The following is a 19,247-nucleotide window of genomic DNA, read 5'->3' as shown; positions in this document are numbered from 1 at the left end:
TTCAGCCGGTGGCGCGGAAGCGGCGGAGGTAGGTGCTCGGGGTGGTGTTGAGATGGCGGGCGAAGGCGCGGCGGAGGGTTTCGTCGCTGCCCAGTCCGCTGAGGCGGGCGGCTGCTGTGATGCTGTGACCGTCGAGGAGGAGTTGTTGAGCGCGGTCGAGGCGTACGCGTTCGACCCAGCGGCCCGGGGTCGTCTGCAACTCGCTCTGGAAGAGGCGGGTCAGATGCCGCGGGCTGAGCGCCGCTGACGCGGCCATCGCGGACAGGCTGTGGTCAGCAGCCGGATCGGCGACAACGGTGGCGGTCACCGCGCGGAGTGGATCGCTGCGCACCGGTGGTGTCGCGAGGGCCGCGGAGAACTGCGACTGACCACCCGGCCGCTGCATGAAGACGACCAACTCCCGCGCGATCTCGCGCGCCACCTCGGCGCCGTGGTCGGCCTCGACCAACGCGAGCGTCAGGTCGATCCCGGCACTGATCCCCGCCGAGGTCACGTACTTCCCGGACGCGATGTGCAACGCGTCGGGCTCAACCTGTACGGCGGGATAGCGTCGCGCGAGCGCCTGGGCGTGCCGCCAGTGGGTGGTCGCCCGACATCCGTCGAGCAGGCCGAGCGCCGCCAGCACGAATGCGCCGGTACAGACCGAAGCGACCCGGTCGGCGCGGTCCGCGAGGGCGCCGACTGCCATCAGGAGTTCGTCGGGGACGCGGTCGACCAGGTGATCGGCACCGGCGATGAGCACGGTGTCGAACGGCCCAGCTTCGGCCGCCGCGATCGTGCCGGCCAACGTGACGCCCGACGAGGTCGGAACGCCTCCACCGCGAGGTGACACCAGGACCGGGTCGTAGCGCCGACCGCCCCGATTCGCCTGGTGCAGGACCTCGAGCGGACCACTGACGTCGAGCAACGTCACGTCGTCGAACGCCACCAGGGCGATCCGGCGTGTCCGGATCTGTGGTTCATGTGGCGTGATGGACATGGCACCAGCGTAACCGCGCCCGCGAGGCTTGGGGCAACCACGAGAGAGGAAGCACAATGAGCGAGGAGATCGCCGGGGTCGAGATCCCGGACAGCGTTCTGGTCAAGGAAGCGACCGAGTTGGTGCGCGACGCGGCTTCACCGCTGCTGTTCGACCACTCGCGGCGGGTGTTCCTGTTCGGCGCGTTGCGCGGCCAGCAGCAGGGGCTCGCGTTCGACCCGGAGTTGCTGTACGTCGGCGCGATGTTCCACGACCTCGGGTTGACCGAGCCATTCCGCCGTACCGACCAACGGTTCGAGATCGACGGTGCCGACGAGGCCCGGAAGTTCCTGCATGCGCACGGGGTGACCGGGATGCTGGCCGACCGGGTGTGGACCGCGATCGCCCTGCACACGACACCCGAGATCCCGCTGCACATGGCGCCCGAGATCGCGCTGGTCACCCGCGGAGTCGAACTGGACGTCCTCGGCATCGGGTACGACGCCGTCACCGCCGAGCAACGCGCAGAGATCGTCGCCGCGCACCCCCGCCCAGACTTCAAGAACCGCATCCTGGCCGCCTTCACCACCGGCACCCAAGACCGCCCATCCACAACTTTCGGCAACGTAAAGTCCGACGTCCTCGCCCACTACCTCCCAGGCTTCCAGCCCACAGACTTCGTCGAGGTAATCAAGAACTCGAGCTGGCCCGAGTAGCCCCCCGCGGGTCGTCAGCGGTTTAGTTTGGTTTTCCAGTCGGTGGGGACGTTGCCGCCGGGGACTGGCTGGTTTTCGGGGCGGGAGTCGGGCGGAGCGAGGGCCGGGCCGTCGTAGTACTGGGACTCGCCGTAGTGCCAGAACCAGTCCTCGCCCGGCTCGAAGCTCTGGACGATCTGGTGGCCGCTCTCCCGGGCGTGCGCGGACGCGTGCTGGGCGGGCGACGAGTCACAGCAGGCCACGTGCCCGCACTGCGCGCACCGGCGAAGGTGGAACCACCAGCCGCCGATCTCCAGGCAATCCCCGCATCCGGTCCCACTGGGCGGCACAGTGCTGTCGATCCCCGGTGTCTGCGTCATGCCGTCATCCTTACCTGCTTCCCACCCGCGGACAAGCACCGCCCGCCGGGTCAGAGCACGAAGCCGGCGGGGAAGGGGTCGTCGGGATCCAGCAGGTACTGCCCCATCCCGGTGATCCAGGCCCGGCCACGAACGGTCGGTACGACGCCAGGCCGATCGCCGACCGTGGTTGCCTCCAACAAACGGCCGGTGAACGACGTCCCGATGAAGGACTCGTTGACGAAGTCCACCCCCAACTCGAGCTCACCACGCGCGTGCAACTGAGCCATCCGCGCGCACGTCCCCGTCCCACACGGAGACCGGTCGAACCACCCCGGATGGATCGCCATCGCGTTACGCGAGTGGCTCCCGTTCTGCCCCGGCGCGGTGAACTGGACGTGCTTGCAACTGTGAATCCCCGGGTCCAGCGGATGCACCGGCCGGTCGGTGGCGTTGATCGCGGCCATGATGTCCAGCCCGGCCTTCAGGATCCGGTCCTTCTCGGCCCGGTCGAACGGGATGCCGAGCTGCTCCAGCGGCAGGATCGCGTAGAAGTTCCCGCCGTACGCCAGGTCATACGTGACCGTGCCGAAGCCGGGAACGTCCACCGATGCGTCGAGGGCATGACTGTACGCCGGGACGTTCTGCAACGTCACGTGCTCCGCCCGGCCGTTGCTCACGGCAACGTCCACCACGACCAGCCCGGCCGGAGTGTCCAGCCGGACCTTGGTCACCGGCTCCGTCACCTCGACCATGCCCGACTCGACCAGGACCGTGGCGACGCCGATGGTGCCGTGGCCGCACATCGGCAGGCACCCGGACACCTCGATGTAGAGCACACCCCAGTCCGCGTCGGAGCGGGTCGGCGGCTGCAGGATGGCGCCGCTCATCGCCGAGTGACCGCGCGGCTCGTTCATCAGGAACAGCCGCAGGTCGTCCATATGCTTGACGAAGTACTCGCGCCGCTCGGCCATTGTCGTACCGGGGATGACGCCGACGCCGCCGGTGACGACGCGGGTCGGCATCCCCTCGGTGTGCGAGTCGATCGCGGTGATCGTCCGGACGGACCTCATCGCAAACTCTCCACTGCCTTCTTCATGTCCTGCTCCAACTGGGCGACGTGCTCGGGCACCAGCGGTCCCCGCGGCGGGCGGCACGGGCCGCCGTACCGGCCGACGTAGTCCATGCCGTACTTGATCGCCTGGACGAACTCGACCCGCGAGTCCCACCGGAACGCGGCCACGAGCGGCTCGTAGAGCGCCCGCGCCTCCTCCAGCTTGCCCTGTACGGCGAGGTCGTACAAACGGACCGACTCCTTCGGGAACACGTTCGGGAACCCGGCGAACCAGCCGGTCGCGCCCATCAGCAGCGCCTCCAGGGTGAGGTCGTCGGCGCCGGCGATGACGGCCAGGTCCGGGGCCAACTCGCGGATCTCCAGGATCCGGCGGACGTCGCCGGAGAACTCCTTCACCGCGACGATGTTGTCGAGCTGCGCGATCTCGGCCAGCAGGTCCGGGGTCAGGTCGACCTTGGTGTCGATCGGGTTGTTGTAGACCATCACTGGCAGCCCGGCCTTGGCGACCTCGCTGAAGTGATAGATCACCTCGCCGCGGTTCGCCCGGTACATCGTCGGCGGCAGGCACAGTACGCCGTCCGCGCCGTCCTCGGCCGCCTTCTCGGCCCACGCGCGGGCCTGGTGCGCGCCGACGCCGTGTACGCCGACGACCACCACACCGTCGTCGCCGACGGCCTCGATCGCGGTCCTGGCGACGGCCCGGCGCTCGTCGTCGGTCAGCGACGAGTACTCCCCCAGCGAGCCGTTCGGGCCGACGCCGCGGCAGCCGTTGTCCACCAACCAGCGGCAGTGCTCGGCGAACTTGTCCAGGTCCGGCCGCAACCCGGCGGGCGCGTTCGCGTCCTCGGCGTACGGCAGTGCGGTGGCGACGATGACGCCGTCCAGCTTCTCGGTCACAGCTCCTCCTCGGTCGGCCCGACCTGGGCCTCGGCCAGATCGCGTAGCCGGACGGGCACGGCGATCGGTCGTTTCATTGATGGATGGGGTACGTCGTTCGGCCCGGCCAGCTCGGCGACGGTCCGGGAACAGACCCGCCCCTGGCACAGCCCCAGGCCGGCGCGGCTGGTCAGCTTCAACGCCCGCCCGTCGGCCACACCCCGCTCGACGACAGCCCCTTCGATGTCGCCCCGCGTCACTTCTTCACACCGGCAGACCACGGTCTCCGGTCCACTCCACTCCCGCCAGCCGTCCCGCACCGGATACGCCTTCGCCAGCGCAGCCGCGAACCGCCGGCCCCGGCCCACCTGCTTCCGTGCGTCCGCCGACTTTGTGCACGAGATCCGCACCTCGGGCGCTGTTTTCTGCGGAAACGGTGCACAAAGTGGGGTTGTGCCAGCCTGGGCGGCGGCGAGTGCGGCGGCAGTCCCGGCGACCTGGCCTTCGGCTGCGGCCAGGTCGGCGCCGCCGATGCCGGTCAGCTCCCCGGCGGCGAAGACGCCTCGGGTGGTGGTCTGCTGGTCCGCGTCTACGACGACGGCTGGTCCGCCGTCCGGTCCGGTGGTCAGCTCGCAGCGGGCGGACACCGCCAGCTCCAGCTGCGCCGTGAAGCCGAAGCCGAGGCAGACCGCGTCGACAGTTATCCGGCGCTCGGTCCCGGAGATCGGACTCCAGTCGTCGTTCACCCGCGCGATCGTGACCGCCTCGACGCGGTCGCCTCCGTGTGCGGCGGTGACCGTCCAGCCGTGCTTCAGCGGGATGCGGTGGCGAGCCAGCATGGCGCCGTACCCGACCGCCTCCCGAAGCTTGCTGGTAGCAACCAATGGGTCAGTTGCCCAGCCCTTGCGGACGGTGCGGATGCTGTTGGCCTCGAGCAGGGTGACGACCTCGGCGCCGACGCCGACCAGCGACTCGGCCACTGGGAGAAGGAATGGTCCGATGCCGGCGACCAGGACGCGCTTCCCGACGGCGACGCGTTGGCCCTTCGCGAGCGCCTGGGCCGCCCCGGCGCTGTAGACGCCGGGGAGATCCCAACCGGGGAAGGGAAGTACGCGGTCGTAGGCGCCGGTCGCGAGGACGATCGCCTTGGCCTCGATCGCGAACACCTCCCGGCCGACGCCGTCGGCCGGACCTCGCTGCACCCACAGCTTCTTCCCCTGCTCGAGCGCCCAGACCGAGGTCTCAGCCAAATGCGTAATCCGGGGATGCGCCGCCAACCGATCCCGCTTGGCCACAAACGCCTTCCACCCATGCTGAAACAGCTCGGGCCGCTCCCCCGCAACCCCCACCTGCCGATTGAACTGGCCACCCACACCTGGCGCACTATCAACCAGCAGGACCTCCACCCCCGCATCAGCAGCAGCCAAAGCGGCAGCAATCCCAGCCGGCCCACCCCCGACCACGGCAACATCAACCACCTTCGGTGGGGTGGTGGTGATGCGCTGCACCGCAGGGCCGGGTTGCTCGGCGGCGGCCGGAGTAGGCCGGCCGGCCTGCTCCTTCTGCCCGGAGGGCCGAGGTAGTACCGCGCCCTGTTGGGTGCTGACTTCGTCGCCGTCGCGGATGACTCTTTGGCAGGCTCGGACGTCGGGGGTGCCGTTGACTACTACCAGGCAGTCGTGGCAGGCGCCGATGCCGCAGAAGACGCCTCGGGGGCGGGCGTGGTGGCGGGTGGTGCGCCAGGAGGTTTGGCCGTTGGTGAGGAGTACGGCGGCCACCGTCTGGCCGGGCGACGCCTCGACGGGGCGGCCGTTCACGGTGATCTTCATGAGGTGAGCACCGCCGGGCGGTCGACGCGGAACGGATCCGCGGTGAGGTGTGGAGTGAGGCCGAGGAAGAGCTCGGTGATGAGGCGACCGGTGGAGGCGGCCAGGCCGATGCCGGCGCCCTCGTGGCCGGTTGCGTGCCAGAGCCCGGCGATCCGCGGGTCGGCCCCGATGATCGGCAGGTGATCAGGTGCGTACGGCCGGAAACCGCCGTACGTCCGCATCACCGGCACATCCCCCAGGAACGGGAACAGCCCGACCGCCTTCCGCGCCAGCTCCCGCAGCACCTGCACCCGGACGGAATCGTCGAACCCGATCCGCTCCCGGCTCGACCCGATCAGCACGGTCCCGGCGCGCGTCGACTCCACCACCGTCGACGTCTGCAGGTCGGCGTCCCCGCTGCCGACCGCGCCGACGTAGTCCGCGTCGTACACCTTGTGCCGCACGCACTCCGGCAGCGGCGCGGTCACGAGGATCATTCCGCGCCGAGGCAGCACCTGAATCGGCGCACCGGCAGCGGCAGCAAAGGCGCCCGCCCAAGGCCCGCACGCGTTCAGCACCGCACCACAAGCGATCTCACCGTCAGACGTCGAGAGACCAACAACTCGCCCCGCAGCCGTCCGCACCCCCAGCGCATCCACCCCTGACCGCACCGAACTGCCGCGATCCCGTACGGCGGTCAGCAAGGCAGTCGCCGCAAGCACCGGCTGGAGCTGCGCGTCATCGGGATAGTGCACCCCGATCGTCACGTTGCGCGTCAGCAGCGGCTCGAGCTCGAGCACCTCCGCCGGAGTGATCACCCGCGCGTCGACACCGGCCGCCTGCTGCTTGGCCGCGAACTCCTTCAGCGGCCCCGGATCGGTCGTCGCCACGACGACCCCACCCTTGGACTCCCACTCCACGTCCGCGACCCGCTCCGGCAACCGAGCGAGTACGGCGCCCCACTCGGAGCGCGACGCGACCGCCAACTCGAGCTCGGGTCCGGGCTCCTTGTCCGACACGAGCACGTTGCCCTCGCCGGACGCCGTCGTACCGGCGGCCACGGCGTCGCGGTCGACCACGACGACCTTCACGCCGGCCGCGGTCAGCGCCTCCGCGCAGGCCGCGCCGACGATTCCAGCGCCCACGACAGCCACGTCGGCCGTCGTAGTTCCAGGCATCGCAGCATCTCCTCGCCGTTCAGTAAAATGAACGATACGGCGGGAGGCCCACTGCGGTCAACGGTCACTCGGGCAGATGCGGGCTGCCAGGCGTGACCGGGTGAGCGTCAGGCGGGTACTCGAGCAGCAGGACCGACCGCACCGGCCCGTCCAGCGCCTCGTACTCATGCGGTCCACCGGCCCGGAACGCCAGGTAATCGCCCTCGCCCAGCTCCTCGGTCCGCCCCCGCGAAGTGACTCGCAAACGACCGCTGAGCACAATGTGGTGCTCGGTCCCGGGATGCCCGGCCGAATGCTGGACGGCGCCGGCTCGGACCTCCTGGTTGTAGATCTCGAGCAGTCCACCCGGGTGCTCCAGCCGGCGCAGCATCCGCAGGTCGATCGCCTCACCGGACAGCACGTCGATGTCCGCGGACCGCACCAGCACGAGGTCCGCGCTCGGCGCCTCACTCAGCAACGCCGACACCGGTACGCCGAGAGCGTTCGACAGACTGAACACCGTCTCGATCGTCGGGTTGCCCGCCCCGGACTCCAGCTGCGACAGCGTCCCCTTCGCGATCCCGGACCGCCGGGCCAGCTCGGACAGCGAGATCCCCTGCTCGTCCCGCCGCGCCCGCAGATTCGCCCCGAGCAACCGTCCCGCACCCATCGCCGCCACACCCGGAGGATGCCATACCGGCCGGATCAGGGGATGATCCGCCGTCGTCGCAGCTCCGCGAAGATCCCGTAGAACATCTCGTCGGTGGCGACGTACTCGTGGAAACCGGCCCGGCGGGACTTGGAGGAGTCGGCGAAGAAGTCGTAGTCCCAGCCGAACACGAAGTCCGCGAACGGCCACGAGGAGACCTCCGCGTACGACGTCGCCGCCAAACCGTGCGCCGACTGCAGCTCCTTCCACATCGGCTCCTTGTCGGCCATCACGTCCTGCAGGGACATCTGCAGCGGCGGCGCGACCTCGAGCCCGAACCAGCCGGCCAGCTTCGGCCACAGCTCGTTCCAGCGGAACAGGTCGCCGTTCGTGATGTTGAACGCCTGGTTCGCCGCCGCCGGCGCGGTCGCCGCCCACACCGTTGCCTTGGCCAACAACCCGGCATCGGTCAGCTCGAGCAGGGCGTCGTACGCCCCCGGCCTGCCCGGGAACCGCAGCGGTACGCCGAGCTCCTTCGACATCGACGCGTAGACGGCGATGGCGACGGCCAGGTTCATCGGGTTGCCGAGCGCGACACCGCCGACGACGGACGGGCGCAACGCCGACCAGGTCCAGGACTTGCCCTGCTGCCGCTGCTCCAGGAACTGCTGCTGGTCCACGTTGAACTCCGGCGGCAGGTGCGGCGGGTCGTCCTCGCGAGCCGGTGTCTTGAACGGCCCGAGGTGCGCGCCGTACACCTTGTACCCCTGCATCAGGCTGACGTGCTGCAGCCCGCGAGCGACCGGCTCGATCGCCTCGACGACGTTGACCAGCATGGCGAGGTTCGGCGGCACGAGCTCGGCCCAGGTCGGGCGGTCCTGGTAGGCGACGTAGAACACGTGCGTCACGTCGGTGAGACCGGCTAGCTTGTCGCGGGTGTCGTCCGGGTCGAGCAGGTCGACGGCCACGTGCCGGACCCGAGGCCCGTCCACGCCGCCGCGGCGCGACAGGCCGATCACCCGCCAATCACCGAGCGACGCCAGGTGCTCGACCAGGTTCGTCCCGATCACCCCGCGCGCACCGACCACCAAAGCAACCTTGTCCATGATCCACAGCCTTGCTGACCTGGGATGATTAGTCCAAGGCATAGTTTTCACCGAAGCCATAAGCTGAGATCATGACGACTCTCCGGCAGCTCGAGTACCTGGTGACCGTGGTGGACCAGGGGTCGTTCACAAGGGCTGCCGAGCTTCTGCACGTGACGCAGCCGGCGTTGTCCCACCAGATCCGCACGCTGGAGCGATCCGCCGGCAGTCCGCTGCTCGAGCGGTTGCCGCGCGCCGTCCGGCTGACCCCGACCGGCCGCGCGATGATGCCGCACGCCAGGGCCGCGCTGGCCGATGCCGAACGCGCCCGCTGCGCAGCGCGCCAGGCCGCCGGGCTCGAGGTTGGAGAGCTGCAGATCGCGACGCTCTACTCGGTCACTCTCGGCGTCCTGCCCACTGCCCTGCGCCGGTGGCGACAGAGCCATCCCGACGTTGGCATCCGACTGTTCGAGCACCGCCACACCGACGAGCTGATCGAGGCGATGTACGCCGGCCAAGCGGACCTCGCCGTCGGTCCGGAGCCGGCGGGCTGGACAGGCAACACCTTCGCCCTCGGCACCGAGGAGCTCGTCGTCGCGGTCGCCGCCGACGACCCCGCGGCGCACGGCTCGACCGTCGCTCTGAAGGAGCTGGCCGACCGCGCCTGGGTGCATTACACACCGGGTCACGGCCTGGCCGACGTACTCGATCTTGCTTGTGCACAAGCCGGGTTCGACCCGCACGTCGCCGTACGCACGGAACAGACCGCAGCCGCACCAGGCCTCGCAGCGGCCGGTCTCGGTCCCGCGTTGGTCCCCGACAACATCCTGCCGACCGACTTCGACGGTCACGTCCTGCACCTCGATCCCCCGCTGCACCGCACCCTCACCGCCTACACCCGCGGCGAACCCGACCCCCTGGCGGCCGCGTTCATCAAGGTCCTTCAGTCCTGACCCCAGTTGGCGACGATTACGGCGATCGGAGGTAGGACGGCGGCGACGGCGCTCATGCCGATGGCGACTGGTACCGAGAACAGGCGGACGACGAACCAGGCCAGGCCGATCAGGACCAGACAGCTGCCCATCAGCCAGTAGTAGAGCTTGCGGTTGTCGTACCGCCGAGCCATCTCAGACCTTCAGCGACAACTTGCCCAGGGCGTCGACCAGCGGGGCCAACTCGGGGAGGTCGGCGGCCTTGTCCAGGGCGGCCGTCAGTACGGCGTCGTGCGTGGGCTGAGCCTGGTCGAGCAGGTCGCGGCCGGCCTCGGTGACCTCGGTGTAGATGCCACGCCGGTCCGTAGGGCACAGGTACCGCTGCAGCAGCTTGCGGTCCTCCAGCCGGTTCACCAGGCGGGTCGTCGCGGACTGGCTGAGCACGACCGCGTTCGACAGCTGGTTCATCCGCAGGTGGTAGTCGTCCTGCCGGGCGAGCACGTCGAGCACGCTGTACTCGCTCACCGACAGCCCATGCTGCTTCTGCAGCGCGCGCTCCAGCTCGTCCTCGATCCGGGCATGCAGAGCCGCCAGGGTTCGCCATCCCTGAGCGCGCGCCTCCGCAGCGTCGTCGGGCAGTCCCATCACGCCTCCACTTGAACTTTACGATTGCATGCGCGATCATAACGCTTATGCAATAGCCCGCGTCTGCAACTATCGCACACGCCGGTAACAGTCACCAGACTACATTCGAGGAGACAACCCGTCATGCCTGCAGCTCTGCTGGCGCTCGCCATCGGCGCGTTCGGGATCGGGACGACCGAGTTCGTCATCATGGGATTGCTGCCCGAGGTCGCGACCGACTTCGGCGTCAGCATCCCGTCCGCCGGCCTGCTGATCTCCGGCTACGCCCTCGGCGTCGTGGTCGGCGCCCCGCTGCTCACCGCGATCGGGTCGAAGGTGTCCCGCAAGACCGTCCTGGTCGCGCTGATGGGCGTGTTCATCGCCGGCAACCTGCTCTCGGCGGTCGCACCGACGTACGGCGTCCTGATGACCGGGCGGATCGTGGCCGCGCTGGCCCACGGCGCGTTCTTCGGCGTCGGCTCGGTCGTCGCGGCCTCGCTGGTCCCGAAGGCTCGCGAGGCCAGCGCGATCGCGCTGATGTTCACCGGGCTGACAGTCGCCAACGTCTTCGGCGTACCAGGAGGTACGGCGCTCGGCCAGCAGCTCGGCTGGCGATCGACCTTCTGGGCTGTCACTGCGCTCGGCGTGATCGGGCTGCTCGGCATCGTCTTCCTCGTCCCGCGGCAGAGCACCTCCGAAGGACCTGGCCTGCGCAGTGAGTTGGCCGTGTTCAAGAACCTGCAGGTGTGGCTGGCGCTGGCGATGACCGCACTCGGGTTCGCCGGCGTGTTCGCGTCGTTCACCTACATCGCGCCGATGATGACCGAGGTCGCGGGCTTCTCGTCCGGCGCGGTGACCTGGCTGCTGGTGCTGTTCGGCGGCGGCCTGGTGGTCGGCAACCTGCTCGGCGGCAAGGCGGCCGACCGGTCGCTGATGCCCAGTCTGTACGGGATCCTCGCGCTGCTGGCCGCCGTACTGGTCGCGTTTGTGTTCACCGCGCATGGGCACGTGACCTCAGCGGTGACGATCGCGGTGTTCGGGGCCGCCGGGTTCGCCACCGTGGCGCCGCTGCAGAAGCGGGTGATGGACAAGGCCGCGGGTGCGCCGGCGCTGGCGTCGGCCGCCAACATCGCCGCGTTCAACCTGGGGAACGCGATCGGTGCGTACCTCGGTGGGCTGACCATCGAGCACGGTCTCGGCTACACCGCGCCCAACTGGGTCGGCGCCGCACTCGCCGCCTCCGGCCTGGCCGTCGCGCTCGTCTCCGGGCTGCTGGACCGCCGCCGCCGTACCGCTGCCGTCGACCGGCCCGTTCTCACCACCGTCTGAAAGAAGAAGACTCATGAAGCTCAACAACGGCGTGGAGATGCCCCAGCTCGGGTACGGCGTCTTCCAGATCCCCGACGACGAGACGGCGACCGCCGTGACCACCGCACTCCAAGCCGGCTACCGCAGCATCGACACGGCCGCGGCGTACCAGAACGAGGCCGGCGTCGGCCAGGCACTGGTTGCTTCTGGCATCGAGCGGAGCGAGCTCTTCGTCACCACCAAGCTCTGGAACGCGGACCAGGGTTACGAGCGCACGCTGCGCGCCTTCGACCGGAGCCTGTCACTGCTCGGGCTGGACTACCTCGACCTCTACCTGATCCACTGGCCGACCCCGGCGCGGGACCTGTACGTCGACTCCTGGCGGGCGATGGAGAAGCTGTACGACGAGGGCCGGGTGCGCGCGATCGGTGTCTCCAACTTCCAGCCGGAGCACCTGGACCGGCTGGCGAAGTCCGCCGACATCGCACCGGCGGTGAACCAGGTCGAACTGCATCCCTACCTGCAGCAGGCCGACGTACGCGCGTACCACGACGACTTCGGCATCCGGACCGAGGCGTGGAGTCCGCTGGCGAAGGGCGGTTCACTGCTGGCCGAGCCGGTGATCGAGGCGCTGGCCAAGGAGCACGACCGCACCCCCGCGCAGATCGTCCTCCGCTGGCACCTCCAACTCGGCACCATCGTCATCCCCAAGTCCGTCGCCCCCGCCCGCATCGCCGAAAACCTGAACGTCTTCGACTTCAGCCTCACCCCTGAAGACCTCGACTCCCTGGCGACTCTCGACCGCAACGAGCGCACCGGCCCCAACCCCGACAACTTCAACGCCGTCTGACGGGCGATCCTCAGCTCTTCTTGGGTACGGCGATGACGACGGCGTTGCTGAGGTAGGCCGTACCGTCCCAGTCCTCGCAGGTGACCAGGACGAGGCGGCCGGGGACGCTTTGGCTGAAGAGTTGGGCGGCCTGCTTTGCCAACGTCTTCTTGCGGTACGTCGTGACCGACGAGACCACGTAGTTGAGCGTGCCGCGGCCGGTGGTCACCGCGACCGCGTCACCGGCGGCGAGCTCGTCGAGATCGTCGAACGCGCCGCCACCGTCGTGGACGGTGTGCCCGGTGATGATGGCCGAGCCCCTGGACGCGCCGGGCGCGGCGCCGTCGGACCACCAGCCGACGAGGCGTGGGTTGGCCGGCGGGATGAGGGTGCCGCCGTTGGCCCGGATGCTCAGCACCCGGGCGGAGATCCCCAGGCTCGGCACCGACACCCTGACCGGGTTGCCCGGCCGGGCAGGCGTCGTACTCCTGGTCTCCGGTGGCGGCGGCGACTTGCTCGGGCTCGTGCGCTTCGACGACGATCCCGTCGCTGACGGCCGTACCGACGACGGCGCCGGCGGTACGACGGACGTCGTACCAGCGACCGAGGTCGTCGGAGACGGCGAACCGGCCGCGGTCTGCGGCCGGTCGCTGTCACCCTTCAGCTGGATGTACCCGCCGGTGGCGAGTAGAGCAGCGCCGGCCGCCAGGGCCCCGATCGTCCACCACGACGAACGAGCGCGGCCCGGGCGGCGACGCTTTGCGGACATGTCAGGCAGAGTGCTGACCGCGCGTCTGCCGGGACTTCAGGACGCCGGCGAAGACCAGCACGCCACCGAGCATGAGCAGGGCGATACCCCACGCGCTCTGGCTGCCGGCGATCGCGGACACGCTCTGCAGCCCACCGGACTGACCCGCGTCGACCTCGGTCGGGATCGCGACCGTCGGAGTGCTGGTCGTGTCGGTCGGGCTCGTCGTCGGCGTCGCCGTGTCCGTCGGGCTCGTCGTCGGCGTCGGCGAGTCGCTCGGCGTGTCGGTCGGGGTCGGCGTCGGCGAGTCGCTCGGCGTGTCGGTCGGCGTCGGCGTCGGCGAGTCGCTCGGCGTGTCCGTCGGGGTCGGCGTCGGCGAGTCGGACGGCGTGTCCGTCGGCGTCGGCGTCGGCGAGTCCGTCGGCGTGTCGGTCGGGGTCGGCGTCGGCGAGTCCGTCGGCGAGTCCGTCGGCGTCGGGGTCGGCGTCGGCGTGGTGGTGACCTGCTTGACGCAGAAGGTCACGTGGCTGATGCCGTAGTACTTCCCGTTGTTCGAGTTCACCGGGGTGTGCAGTCCGGAGCCCGCGGTCGTACCGGCCGGCTGGTAGTTGTAGAAGTTGGCCGCCGGGCCACCCTTCATCAGCGCGCCGAGCACGACGCCGCCGGTGGCGGTGAAGCTGACCTGCTGGCCACCGGTCTGGTCACCGGGGTGGTCAGGGTCGTCGGCCGCCAGCGTGGTCGTGGACCAGGTGACGGTCACGCCGCCCGCGCTGGCCGAGCCCGGGTTCGGCGGGTCGAACTTGATCTCGGTCGAGCCCGGGATCACGTCCTCGCATTTCGGGTTGCCGTCGATGATCTCACCGCTCGCCGAGGCGGACGGAGCCATCGCGAGCGTGACGCCGCCGAGGACGAGTGCCAGCGCGCCGGCGCTGCCGAGCAACGCGACTGCGCGGGACCGCTTCGAACGCCCCTGTGCGTCCACCGATGTTTCGTTCACAATCTTCCCCATGTCTGAGGCCGGTCGTCCGACCGGCACGGTCGTCGGGTGGCCCACTGAGGCATTCCCCCAGCCGGACCAGGCGGTTGTTGCCCATCCGTCGAGAACCGGTCTGAAACCGGTGCGCCGATTCCCCCGAGCAGGCACGTGTTCCGTGTGCTCCGACCCACCCCCGCGGGACTTCGACCCACGGCATTCTGGGGCCCCGGCGAGGTGACGCGCAAGTAATCAGGGCCCGACTCGCCGTACGCCCCCCGAAACCGCAACCAAACCGTTTCCAATGGTTGCCCTGAGTAGTTGCCTTTCGCCACTAATACACCGTTTTAGTTCGTGAAACGTCGTATTCGCTATGCTCTGCCGGATGGCACGCGAGGCGGACCGGAAGACGGCGCTCGGATCGGTGTGGTTGCGAGCCGATCCGGAGGCGACGCGGGCGCCGTTGAGCCGCGACGACATCGTGCGTACGGCGGTCAAGGTGCTGGACCGGGACGGGCTGGAGTCGTTCTCGATGCGGCGGATGGCGGCCGAGCTCGGGACGGCCGCGACATCGGCGCTGTACTGGCGAGTCGCGAACAAGAACGACCTGCTCGAGCTCGCCGTCGACGAGGTGCTGGGCGAGGCATTGGTACCTGCTGAGCGTGGTGACTGGCGCGACCAGGTGACCGCTCTCGCGACGGCGGCGTACGAAGCCTTGTGGGCGCATCCGTGGGCGCCGCAGCTGCTGGCGTCGCATGCCGGGCTAGGCCCGAACTATCAGACGCTGGCCGAGCGGGTCCTGAACGTGCTGATCTCGGCCGGGTTCAAAGGCGTGCACCTGGACGCGGCGATGTCGGCGATCTTCCACTACCTGATCGGCGCGGCTGTGACCGATGCGGCGTGGACGGCGACCGTACGGCGAAGCGGCCTGACCGAGCGCGAGTGGGCATCGGCCGCGGGCGATCAGCTCGGGGTGGGGGCTGCGAGTCTGGCGGCGTACCTGAGCCGGGAGAACCTGGCCGGCCCGGAGGCCCGCTTCACCAGCGGGCTCCGGGCCGTCCTGGTCGGGTTGCGACCGCGGCAGCTGTCCTAGAGGTCGGCGAAGACGGACGCCGGGTTCTCGAAGGCGTCGGCGACGAAGCGGAGAAACGCGGCCGCGGTGCCGCCGTCGCAGACGCGGTGGTCGAAGACGAGCGACAACTGGGTGAGCTTGCGGATCGCGAGCTCACCGTTCACCACCCACGGGCGGTCGATGATCCGGCCGACGCCGAGGATCGCGACCTGCGGGTGGTTGATGATCGCCGCGCTGCCGTCCACGCCGAAGCTGCCGTAGTTGTTCAGCGTGAACGTCCCACAGGAGAGTTCGTACGGCGTCAGCCGGCCGGACCGGGCCGACTCCGTCAGCCGCTTGATCTCGGCGTCCAGGGCGCGGGTGGTCAGCCGGTGCGCGTTCTGGACGGCGGGTACGACGAGACCGCGGTCGGTCTGCGCGGCCAGGCCGAGGTTGATCCCGTCGTACTGGACCAGTTCCTCGCGCTCGGTGTCGACGAAACCGTTGAGCTCCGGGTACCTCTGCAGCCCGGCCACCACGAACCGCGCCATCAACGCCAGCAGGCCGGGCCCGGAATCCTTTGCCGACCGCAACGACTCCCGCAACTCGACCAGCGCGGTCGCATCCACGTCCACCCAGGTCGTCGCCTCCGGAATCTCCGCCCGGCTCCGACTCAACGTCGCCGCCACTGCCTTCCGGAACCCACTCATGGGCTCCCGCCGCAACTCCCCCAGCCCAGTCCGAGAGTCCTGCCCGGCCGGCTGGGTTTCGAACCGCCGCGCGATGACCTCCTCCACATCCCGCCGCACGATCAGACCGCCTTCGCCCGAGCCCACCAGACCCTTGAGATCCACCCCCGCGTCCCGAGCCATCCGCCGCACCAACGGCGAAACCACCAACGGGTTCTTCGGAGGGTTGTTGCCACTGGGCGGCACTGAACTTCCGGAAACCACCGGCCCGCGCGGCCGGCGACGCCGTCCCACCGCGGCACCGTCACCGGTCCCGTAGCCGATCAGCACGTTGCCGGAGCCGGCGCGTTCTTCCTGGCGGTATGCATCGCCGGCCGAGCCCGCCTTCGCCTCGCGGGGCGTGCCCGCGGCGGCTGCGGCGATGGTGATGAGGGGTTTGCCGACCGGGACGACGGTGCCTGGGTCTCCGTGGAGTTCTTCGACGGTGCCGGCGTACGGAGCGGGGAGTTCGACTACGGACTTGGCGGTTTCGACCTCGGCGACGGGGGTGTCGACGGTGATGATGTCGCCGACCTTGACCAGCCAGCGGACGATCTCGGCCTCGGTAAGGCCTTCGCCGAGGTCCGGAAGCAGGAAGGTGTTCACGAGTCCTCCCACTGCAGGTCGTCGACGGCGTCCAGGATCCGGTCCACGCCGGGCAGCTGGTACTTCTCCAGCTTCGGCGGCGGGTACGGGATGTCGAACCCGGTCACCCGCCGGATCGGCGCGGCCAGCGAGTGGAAGCACTGCTCGGTGATCCGGGCAACGATCTCCGACGACACACTGGCAAACCCACTGGCCTCCGCGACCACGACCGCCCGGCCGGTACGACGTACCGCATCAGCCACCGTCTCGTCGTCGAACGGCACGATCGACCGCAGATCCACCACCGTCAGCTGCCGCCCCTCGGCCGCGGCAACCTGAGCCGCCTCGAGCGCGATCGGCACCGTCGGGCCGTACGCGATCAACGTCGCGTCGGCGCCTTCCCGCCGTACGACGGCCGTCCCGATCCCCGGCTGGTCCTCGGTGAGGTCGACTTCCTCCTTGGCCCAGTAGAGCTTCTTCGGCTCCATGAACACCACCGGGTCCGGGAACTCGATTGCCCTACGCAACAAGGTGTACGCGTCCGCGACGGTGGCCGGCGCGACCACGGTGAGCCCAGGGGTGTGCGCGTAGTAGCTCTCGGACGAGTCGCAGTGGTGCTCGACGCCGCCGATCCCGCCGGCGTACGGCATCCGGATCACCATCGGCAGCGTGACCCGGCCGCGGGTGCGGTTCCGCATCTTGGCGACGTGCGAGACGATCTGCTCGAACGCGGGGTAGCCGAACGCGTCGAACTGCATCTCGACCACCGGCCGCATCCCGTTCATCGCCAGCCCGACCGCCATCCCGACGATCCCGGACTCGGCCAGCGGGGTGTCGAAGCACCGCTCCTCGCCGAACTCCGCGGTCAGCCCGTCGGTGATCCGGAAAACGCCGCCCAAAGCACCGACGTCCTCGCCGAACATCAGCACGGTGTCATCAGCCTTCATCGCGTCCCGCAGCGCCTGGTTCAGCGCCTGCGCCATCGTGATCTTCACGTGCGTCATCGCTCAGGCCTCCTCTCGCGCCAGCTCGTCACGGAGGAACGCGGCCTGTTCCCGCAACTGCCGGGTCTGCGCCGTGTACAGGTGCACGAACAGGTCCTCCGGATCCACCTCGGGCTCCGGCATCAGGCCGTCACGCAACTGCGTCGCGACCTCGTCCGCGACGGTCTCGGCACGTCGCCGTACATCGTCGTCCAGCAAGCCCTGCTGAGAGAGGTAGGTCTCGAGCCGCTTGATCGGATCGCGATCCAGCCAGGGTGTGACCTCGTCGTCCGGCCGGTAGCGAGAGGCGTCGTCCGCGTTGGTGTGCGCCTGTACGCGATAGGTGTGCGCCTCGACGAGTTGCGGGCCTTCACCGGCGCGCGTCTTGTCCACAGCCTGTCCGAGTACGGCGAGCAGCCCGGCCAGATCGTTGCCATCGGCCCGTTCTCCGGGGACGCCGTACCCGATGCCCTTGTGCGCCAGGGACGGCGCGACGGTCTGCCGGGCGAGCGGGACGGAGATCGCGTACTCGTTGTTCTGGATGAAGAAGACCACCGGCGCATGGAAGACGGCGGCGAAGTTCAGCGCCTCGTGGAAGTCGCCCTCGCTGGTCGCACCGTCACCGCAGAGCGCCATCACCACGGTGTCCTCGCCCTTGAGCCGGGCCGCGTGCGCGACACCGACCGCGTGCGTGAGCTGGGTCGCGAGCGGCGTCGCCTGCGGCGCGACGTTGCGGGCGTACGGGTCGTAGCCCGAGTGCCAGTCACCGCGGAGCAGGGTGAGCGTCTCGATCGGGTCGACGCCCCGGCTGACGATCGACACCGTGTCGCGGTACGTCGGGAACAGCCAGTCCCCCTCACGCAGCACCATCGAGGCCGCGACCTGGCAGGCCTCCTGGCCGTGCGACGACGGGTAGACGGCGAGCCGGCCCTGCCGGACCAGCGCGCTGGCCTGGTCGTTGATCCGGCGGCCCTTGATCAACTGAACGTAGCCGTCGACCAGGGCTTCCTTGGTGGGCAGCCGATACGACGGATGGTCGTGCGAAAGCCCGTCCTGGTCGATCAACCGGACAGGTTCCGCGGAGGGGAGCAAACGCTCCTCGACGGTGGTCATGGACCCTCCAACGCAGAGACGGACGGTGGCCTCATCGTCGTACTTCTGGTCAATCTGATCCAGACCTGGAAAAATCGCGAGACACTTGGCCGACTCAACGCAGCCTTAGGAGCAGAATGTCTGACGACCTGATGATCAGCCCGCCGGCGCCTGGACAGATGGTCGTCGCCCCGGCACTCGACGAGATCGACCGGCAGATCGTCGAGGCGCTCGGGCGGGACGGCCGGCTCTCGATCCGGGCGCTGGCCGACCAGGTGCACATCTCCCGCGCGAACGCCTACGCCCGGGTCGAACGGCTCACCACGACCGGGGTGATCACCGGCTTCACGGCCACCGTCGACCCGCTCAAGCTCGGTCTCGCGACGTCGGCGTACGTCACGCTCAGTCTCCGGCAGAGCTCCTGGCGGACGCTGCGCGAGCAACTGCAGGCGATCCCCGAGGTCAGGCACATGGCCCTGGTCGGCGGCGACTTCGACGCGATCCTGCTGGTCCGCGCCGCCGACAACGAGCACCTCCGCCGGGTCGTCCTCGAGAAGCTGCAAGCCATCCCCGAGGTGCTCGCCACCCGCACCGCCCTCATCTTCGAGGACGTCGGCACGCTCTAGGGGGCGGGGGGGGGGGGGGGGGGGGGGGGGGGGGGGGGGGGGGGGGGGGCGCCGCCCGGGGCCCCCCCCCCCCACCAACGCCCACAGACGCCCGCGGGGGGACACG

21 protein-coding genes are annotated in these 19,247 nt (G+C 69.6%); 6 read left to right on the top strand and 15 right to left on the bottom strand.

The features are described 5' to 3' along the window. Position 1 precedes the first annotated feature (1 nt). Positions 2–979, bottom strand: a complete 978-nt coding sequence (locus ACIBL3_RS35715; RefSeq protein ID WP_396358299.1) for a GlxA family transcriptional regulator — start codon at positions 977–979, stop codon at positions 2–4. 56 nt (positions 980–1,035) lie between these two features. Between ACIBL3_RS35715 and ACIBL3_RS35710 the strand changes: the two genes are divergently transcribed. After that, positions 1,036–1,674 (top strand): HD domain-containing protein, encoded by a 639-nt coding sequence (locus ACIBL3_RS35710; protein ID WP_396358298.1) that lies wholly within the window; start codon positions 1,036–1,038, stop codon positions 1,672–1,674. 14 nt (positions 1,675–1,688) lie between these two features. Here ACIBL3_RS35710 and ACIBL3_RS35705 read toward each other — a convergent pair whose 3' ends face one another. From ACIBL3_RS35705 to ACIBL3_RS35675, 7 genes are all read right to left on the bottom strand, one after another. Next, positions 1,689–2,033 (bottom strand): UBP-type zinc finger domain-containing protein, encoded by a 345-nt coding sequence (locus ACIBL3_RS35705; protein ID WP_396358297.1) that lies wholly within the window; start codon positions 2,031–2,033, stop codon positions 1,689–1,691. Positions 2,034–2,083: 50 nt separating this feature from the next. Further along, entirely contained in the window at positions 2,084–3,085 is a 1,002-nt protein-coding gene (locus ACIBL3_RS35700) for a proline racemase family protein (protein WP_396358296.1), read from the bottom strand. After that, entirely contained in the window at positions 3,082–3,984 is a 903-nt protein-coding gene (locus ACIBL3_RS35695) for a dihydrodipicolinate synthase family protein (RefSeq protein ID WP_396358295.1), read from the bottom strand. The genes ACIBL3_RS35700 and ACIBL3_RS35695 overlap by 4 nt, the downstream gene beginning before the upstream one ends. Then, positions 3,981–5,792 (bottom strand): FAD-dependent oxidoreductase, encoded by a 1,812-nt coding sequence (locus ACIBL3_RS35690; protein WP_396358294.1) that lies wholly within the window; start codon positions 5,790–5,792, stop codon positions 3,981–3,983. Before ACIBL3_RS35690 ends, ACIBL3_RS35695 begins: the two co-directional genes overlap by 4 nt. Beyond that, entirely contained in the window at positions 5,789–6,949 is a 1,161-nt protein-coding gene (locus ACIBL3_RS35685; protein WP_396358293.1) for an NAD(P)/FAD-dependent oxidoreductase, read from the bottom strand. The genes ACIBL3_RS35690 and ACIBL3_RS35685 overlap by 4 nt, the downstream gene beginning before the upstream one ends. A 64-nt stretch (positions 6,950–7,013) precedes the next feature. Further along, positions 7,014–7,598, bottom strand: a complete 585-nt coding sequence (locus ACIBL3_RS35680) for a helix-turn-helix domain-containing protein (protein ID WP_396358449.1) — start codon at positions 7,596–7,598, stop codon at positions 7,014–7,016. A gap of 35 nt (positions 7,599–7,633) precedes the next feature. Next, entirely contained in the window at positions 7,634–8,683 is a 1,050-nt protein-coding gene (locus ACIBL3_RS35675) for an SDR family oxidoreductase (RefSeq protein ID WP_396358292.1), read from the bottom strand. A 71-nt stretch (positions 8,684–8,754) separates the two neighbouring features. On the opposite strand from ACIBL3_RS35675, the gene ACIBL3_RS35670 reads away from it, so the two are divergent. Next, on the top strand, positions 8,755–9,615 hold the full coding sequence (locus ACIBL3_RS35670; protein WP_396358291.1) for a LysR family transcriptional regulator: 861 nt from the start codon (positions 8,755–8,757) through the stop codon (positions 9,613–9,615). Here the strand turns inward: ACIBL3_RS35670 and ACIBL3_RS35665 are convergent. Then, positions 9,606–9,788 (bottom strand): DUF3099 domain-containing protein, encoded by a 183-nt coding sequence (locus ACIBL3_RS35665; protein WP_132210089.1) that lies wholly within the window; start codon positions 9,786–9,788, stop codon positions 9,606–9,608. The genes ACIBL3_RS35670 and ACIBL3_RS35665 overlap by 10 nt on opposite strands. A gap of 1 nt (position 9,789) precedes the next feature. Then, positions 9,790–10,239, bottom strand: coding sequence for a MarR family transcriptional regulator (locus ACIBL3_RS35660; protein ID WP_360517970.1), 450 nt, complete (start codon positions 10,237–10,239; stop codon positions 9,790–9,792). Positions 10,240–10,362: 123 nt separating this feature from the next. Between ACIBL3_RS35660 and ACIBL3_RS35655 the strand changes: the two genes are divergently transcribed. Next, entirely contained in the window at positions 10,363–11,547 is a 1,185-nt protein-coding gene (locus ACIBL3_RS35655) for an MFS transporter (protein ID WP_396358290.1), read from the top strand. Between the two features lie 13 nt (positions 11,548–11,560). Continuing rightward, positions 11,561–12,376: an aldo/keto reductase gene (locus ACIBL3_RS35650; protein WP_396358289.1), complete on the top strand. Its 816-nt coding sequence runs from the start codon at positions 11,561–11,563 to the stop codon at positions 12,374–12,376. 10 nt (positions 12,377–12,386) lie between these two features. Here the strand turns inward: ACIBL3_RS35650 and ACIBL3_RS35645 are convergent, their stop codons facing one another. Next, positions 12,387–13,124 (bottom strand): class F sortase, encoded by a 738-nt coding sequence (locus ACIBL3_RS35645; RefSeq protein ID WP_396358288.1) that lies wholly within the window; start codon positions 13,122–13,124, stop codon positions 12,387–12,389. Position 13,125: 1 nt separating this feature from the next. Then, entirely contained in the window at positions 13,126–14,100 is a 975-nt protein-coding gene (locus ACIBL3_RS35640) for a hypothetical protein (protein WP_396358287.1), read from the bottom strand. A gap of 361 nt (positions 14,101–14,461) precedes the next feature. Between ACIBL3_RS35640 and ACIBL3_RS35635 the strand changes: the two genes are divergently transcribed. Further along, complete coding sequence (locus tag ACIBL3_RS35635) at positions 14,462–15,169, top strand: TetR/AcrR family transcriptional regulator C-terminal domain-containing protein (RefSeq protein WP_396358286.1); 708 nt, start codon at positions 14,462–14,464, stop codon at positions 15,167–15,169. Here ACIBL3_RS35635 and ACIBL3_RS35630 read toward each other — a convergent pair. From ACIBL3_RS35630 to ACIBL3_RS35620, 3 genes are read right to left on the bottom strand one after another with little or no spacing between them, the layout of a single operon-like run. Then, positions 15,166–16,461 (bottom strand): dihydrolipoamide acetyltransferase family protein, encoded by a 1,296-nt coding sequence (locus ACIBL3_RS35630; RefSeq protein WP_396358285.1) that lies wholly within the window; start codon positions 16,459–16,461, stop codon positions 15,166–15,168. The genes ACIBL3_RS35635 and ACIBL3_RS35630 overlap by 4 nt on opposite strands. Further along, a complete protein-coding gene (locus tag ACIBL3_RS35625; protein WP_396358284.1) occupies positions 16,458–17,444 on the bottom strand; it encodes an alpha-ketoacid dehydrogenase subunit beta in 987 nt (328 codons plus the stop codon). Before ACIBL3_RS35625 ends, ACIBL3_RS35630 begins: the two co-directional genes overlap by 4 nt. A 3-nt stretch (positions 17,445–17,447) precedes the next feature. Beyond that, entirely contained in the window at positions 17,448–18,536 is a 1,089-nt protein-coding gene (locus ACIBL3_RS35620; protein ID WP_396358283.1) for a thiamine pyrophosphate-dependent enzyme, read from the bottom strand. A 116-nt stretch (positions 18,537–18,652) separates the two neighbouring features. On the opposite strand from ACIBL3_RS35620, the gene ACIBL3_RS35615 reads away from it, so the two are divergent. Continuing rightward, on the top strand, positions 18,653–19,141 hold the full coding sequence (locus tag ACIBL3_RS35615; RefSeq protein ID WP_396358282.1) for an Lrp/AsnC family transcriptional regulator: 489 nt from the start codon (positions 18,653–18,655) through the stop codon (positions 19,139–19,141). Positions 19,142–19,247: the final 106 nt, after the last annotated feature.

Origin of the sequence: Kribbella sp. NPDC050124 (assembly GCF_044460355.1) — a bacterium.
Classification (GTDB): Bacteria; Actinomycetota; Actinomycetes; order Propionibacteriales; family Kribbellaceae; genus Kribbella.
This window is presented reverse-complemented; position numbering and strand designations above follow the sequence as displayed.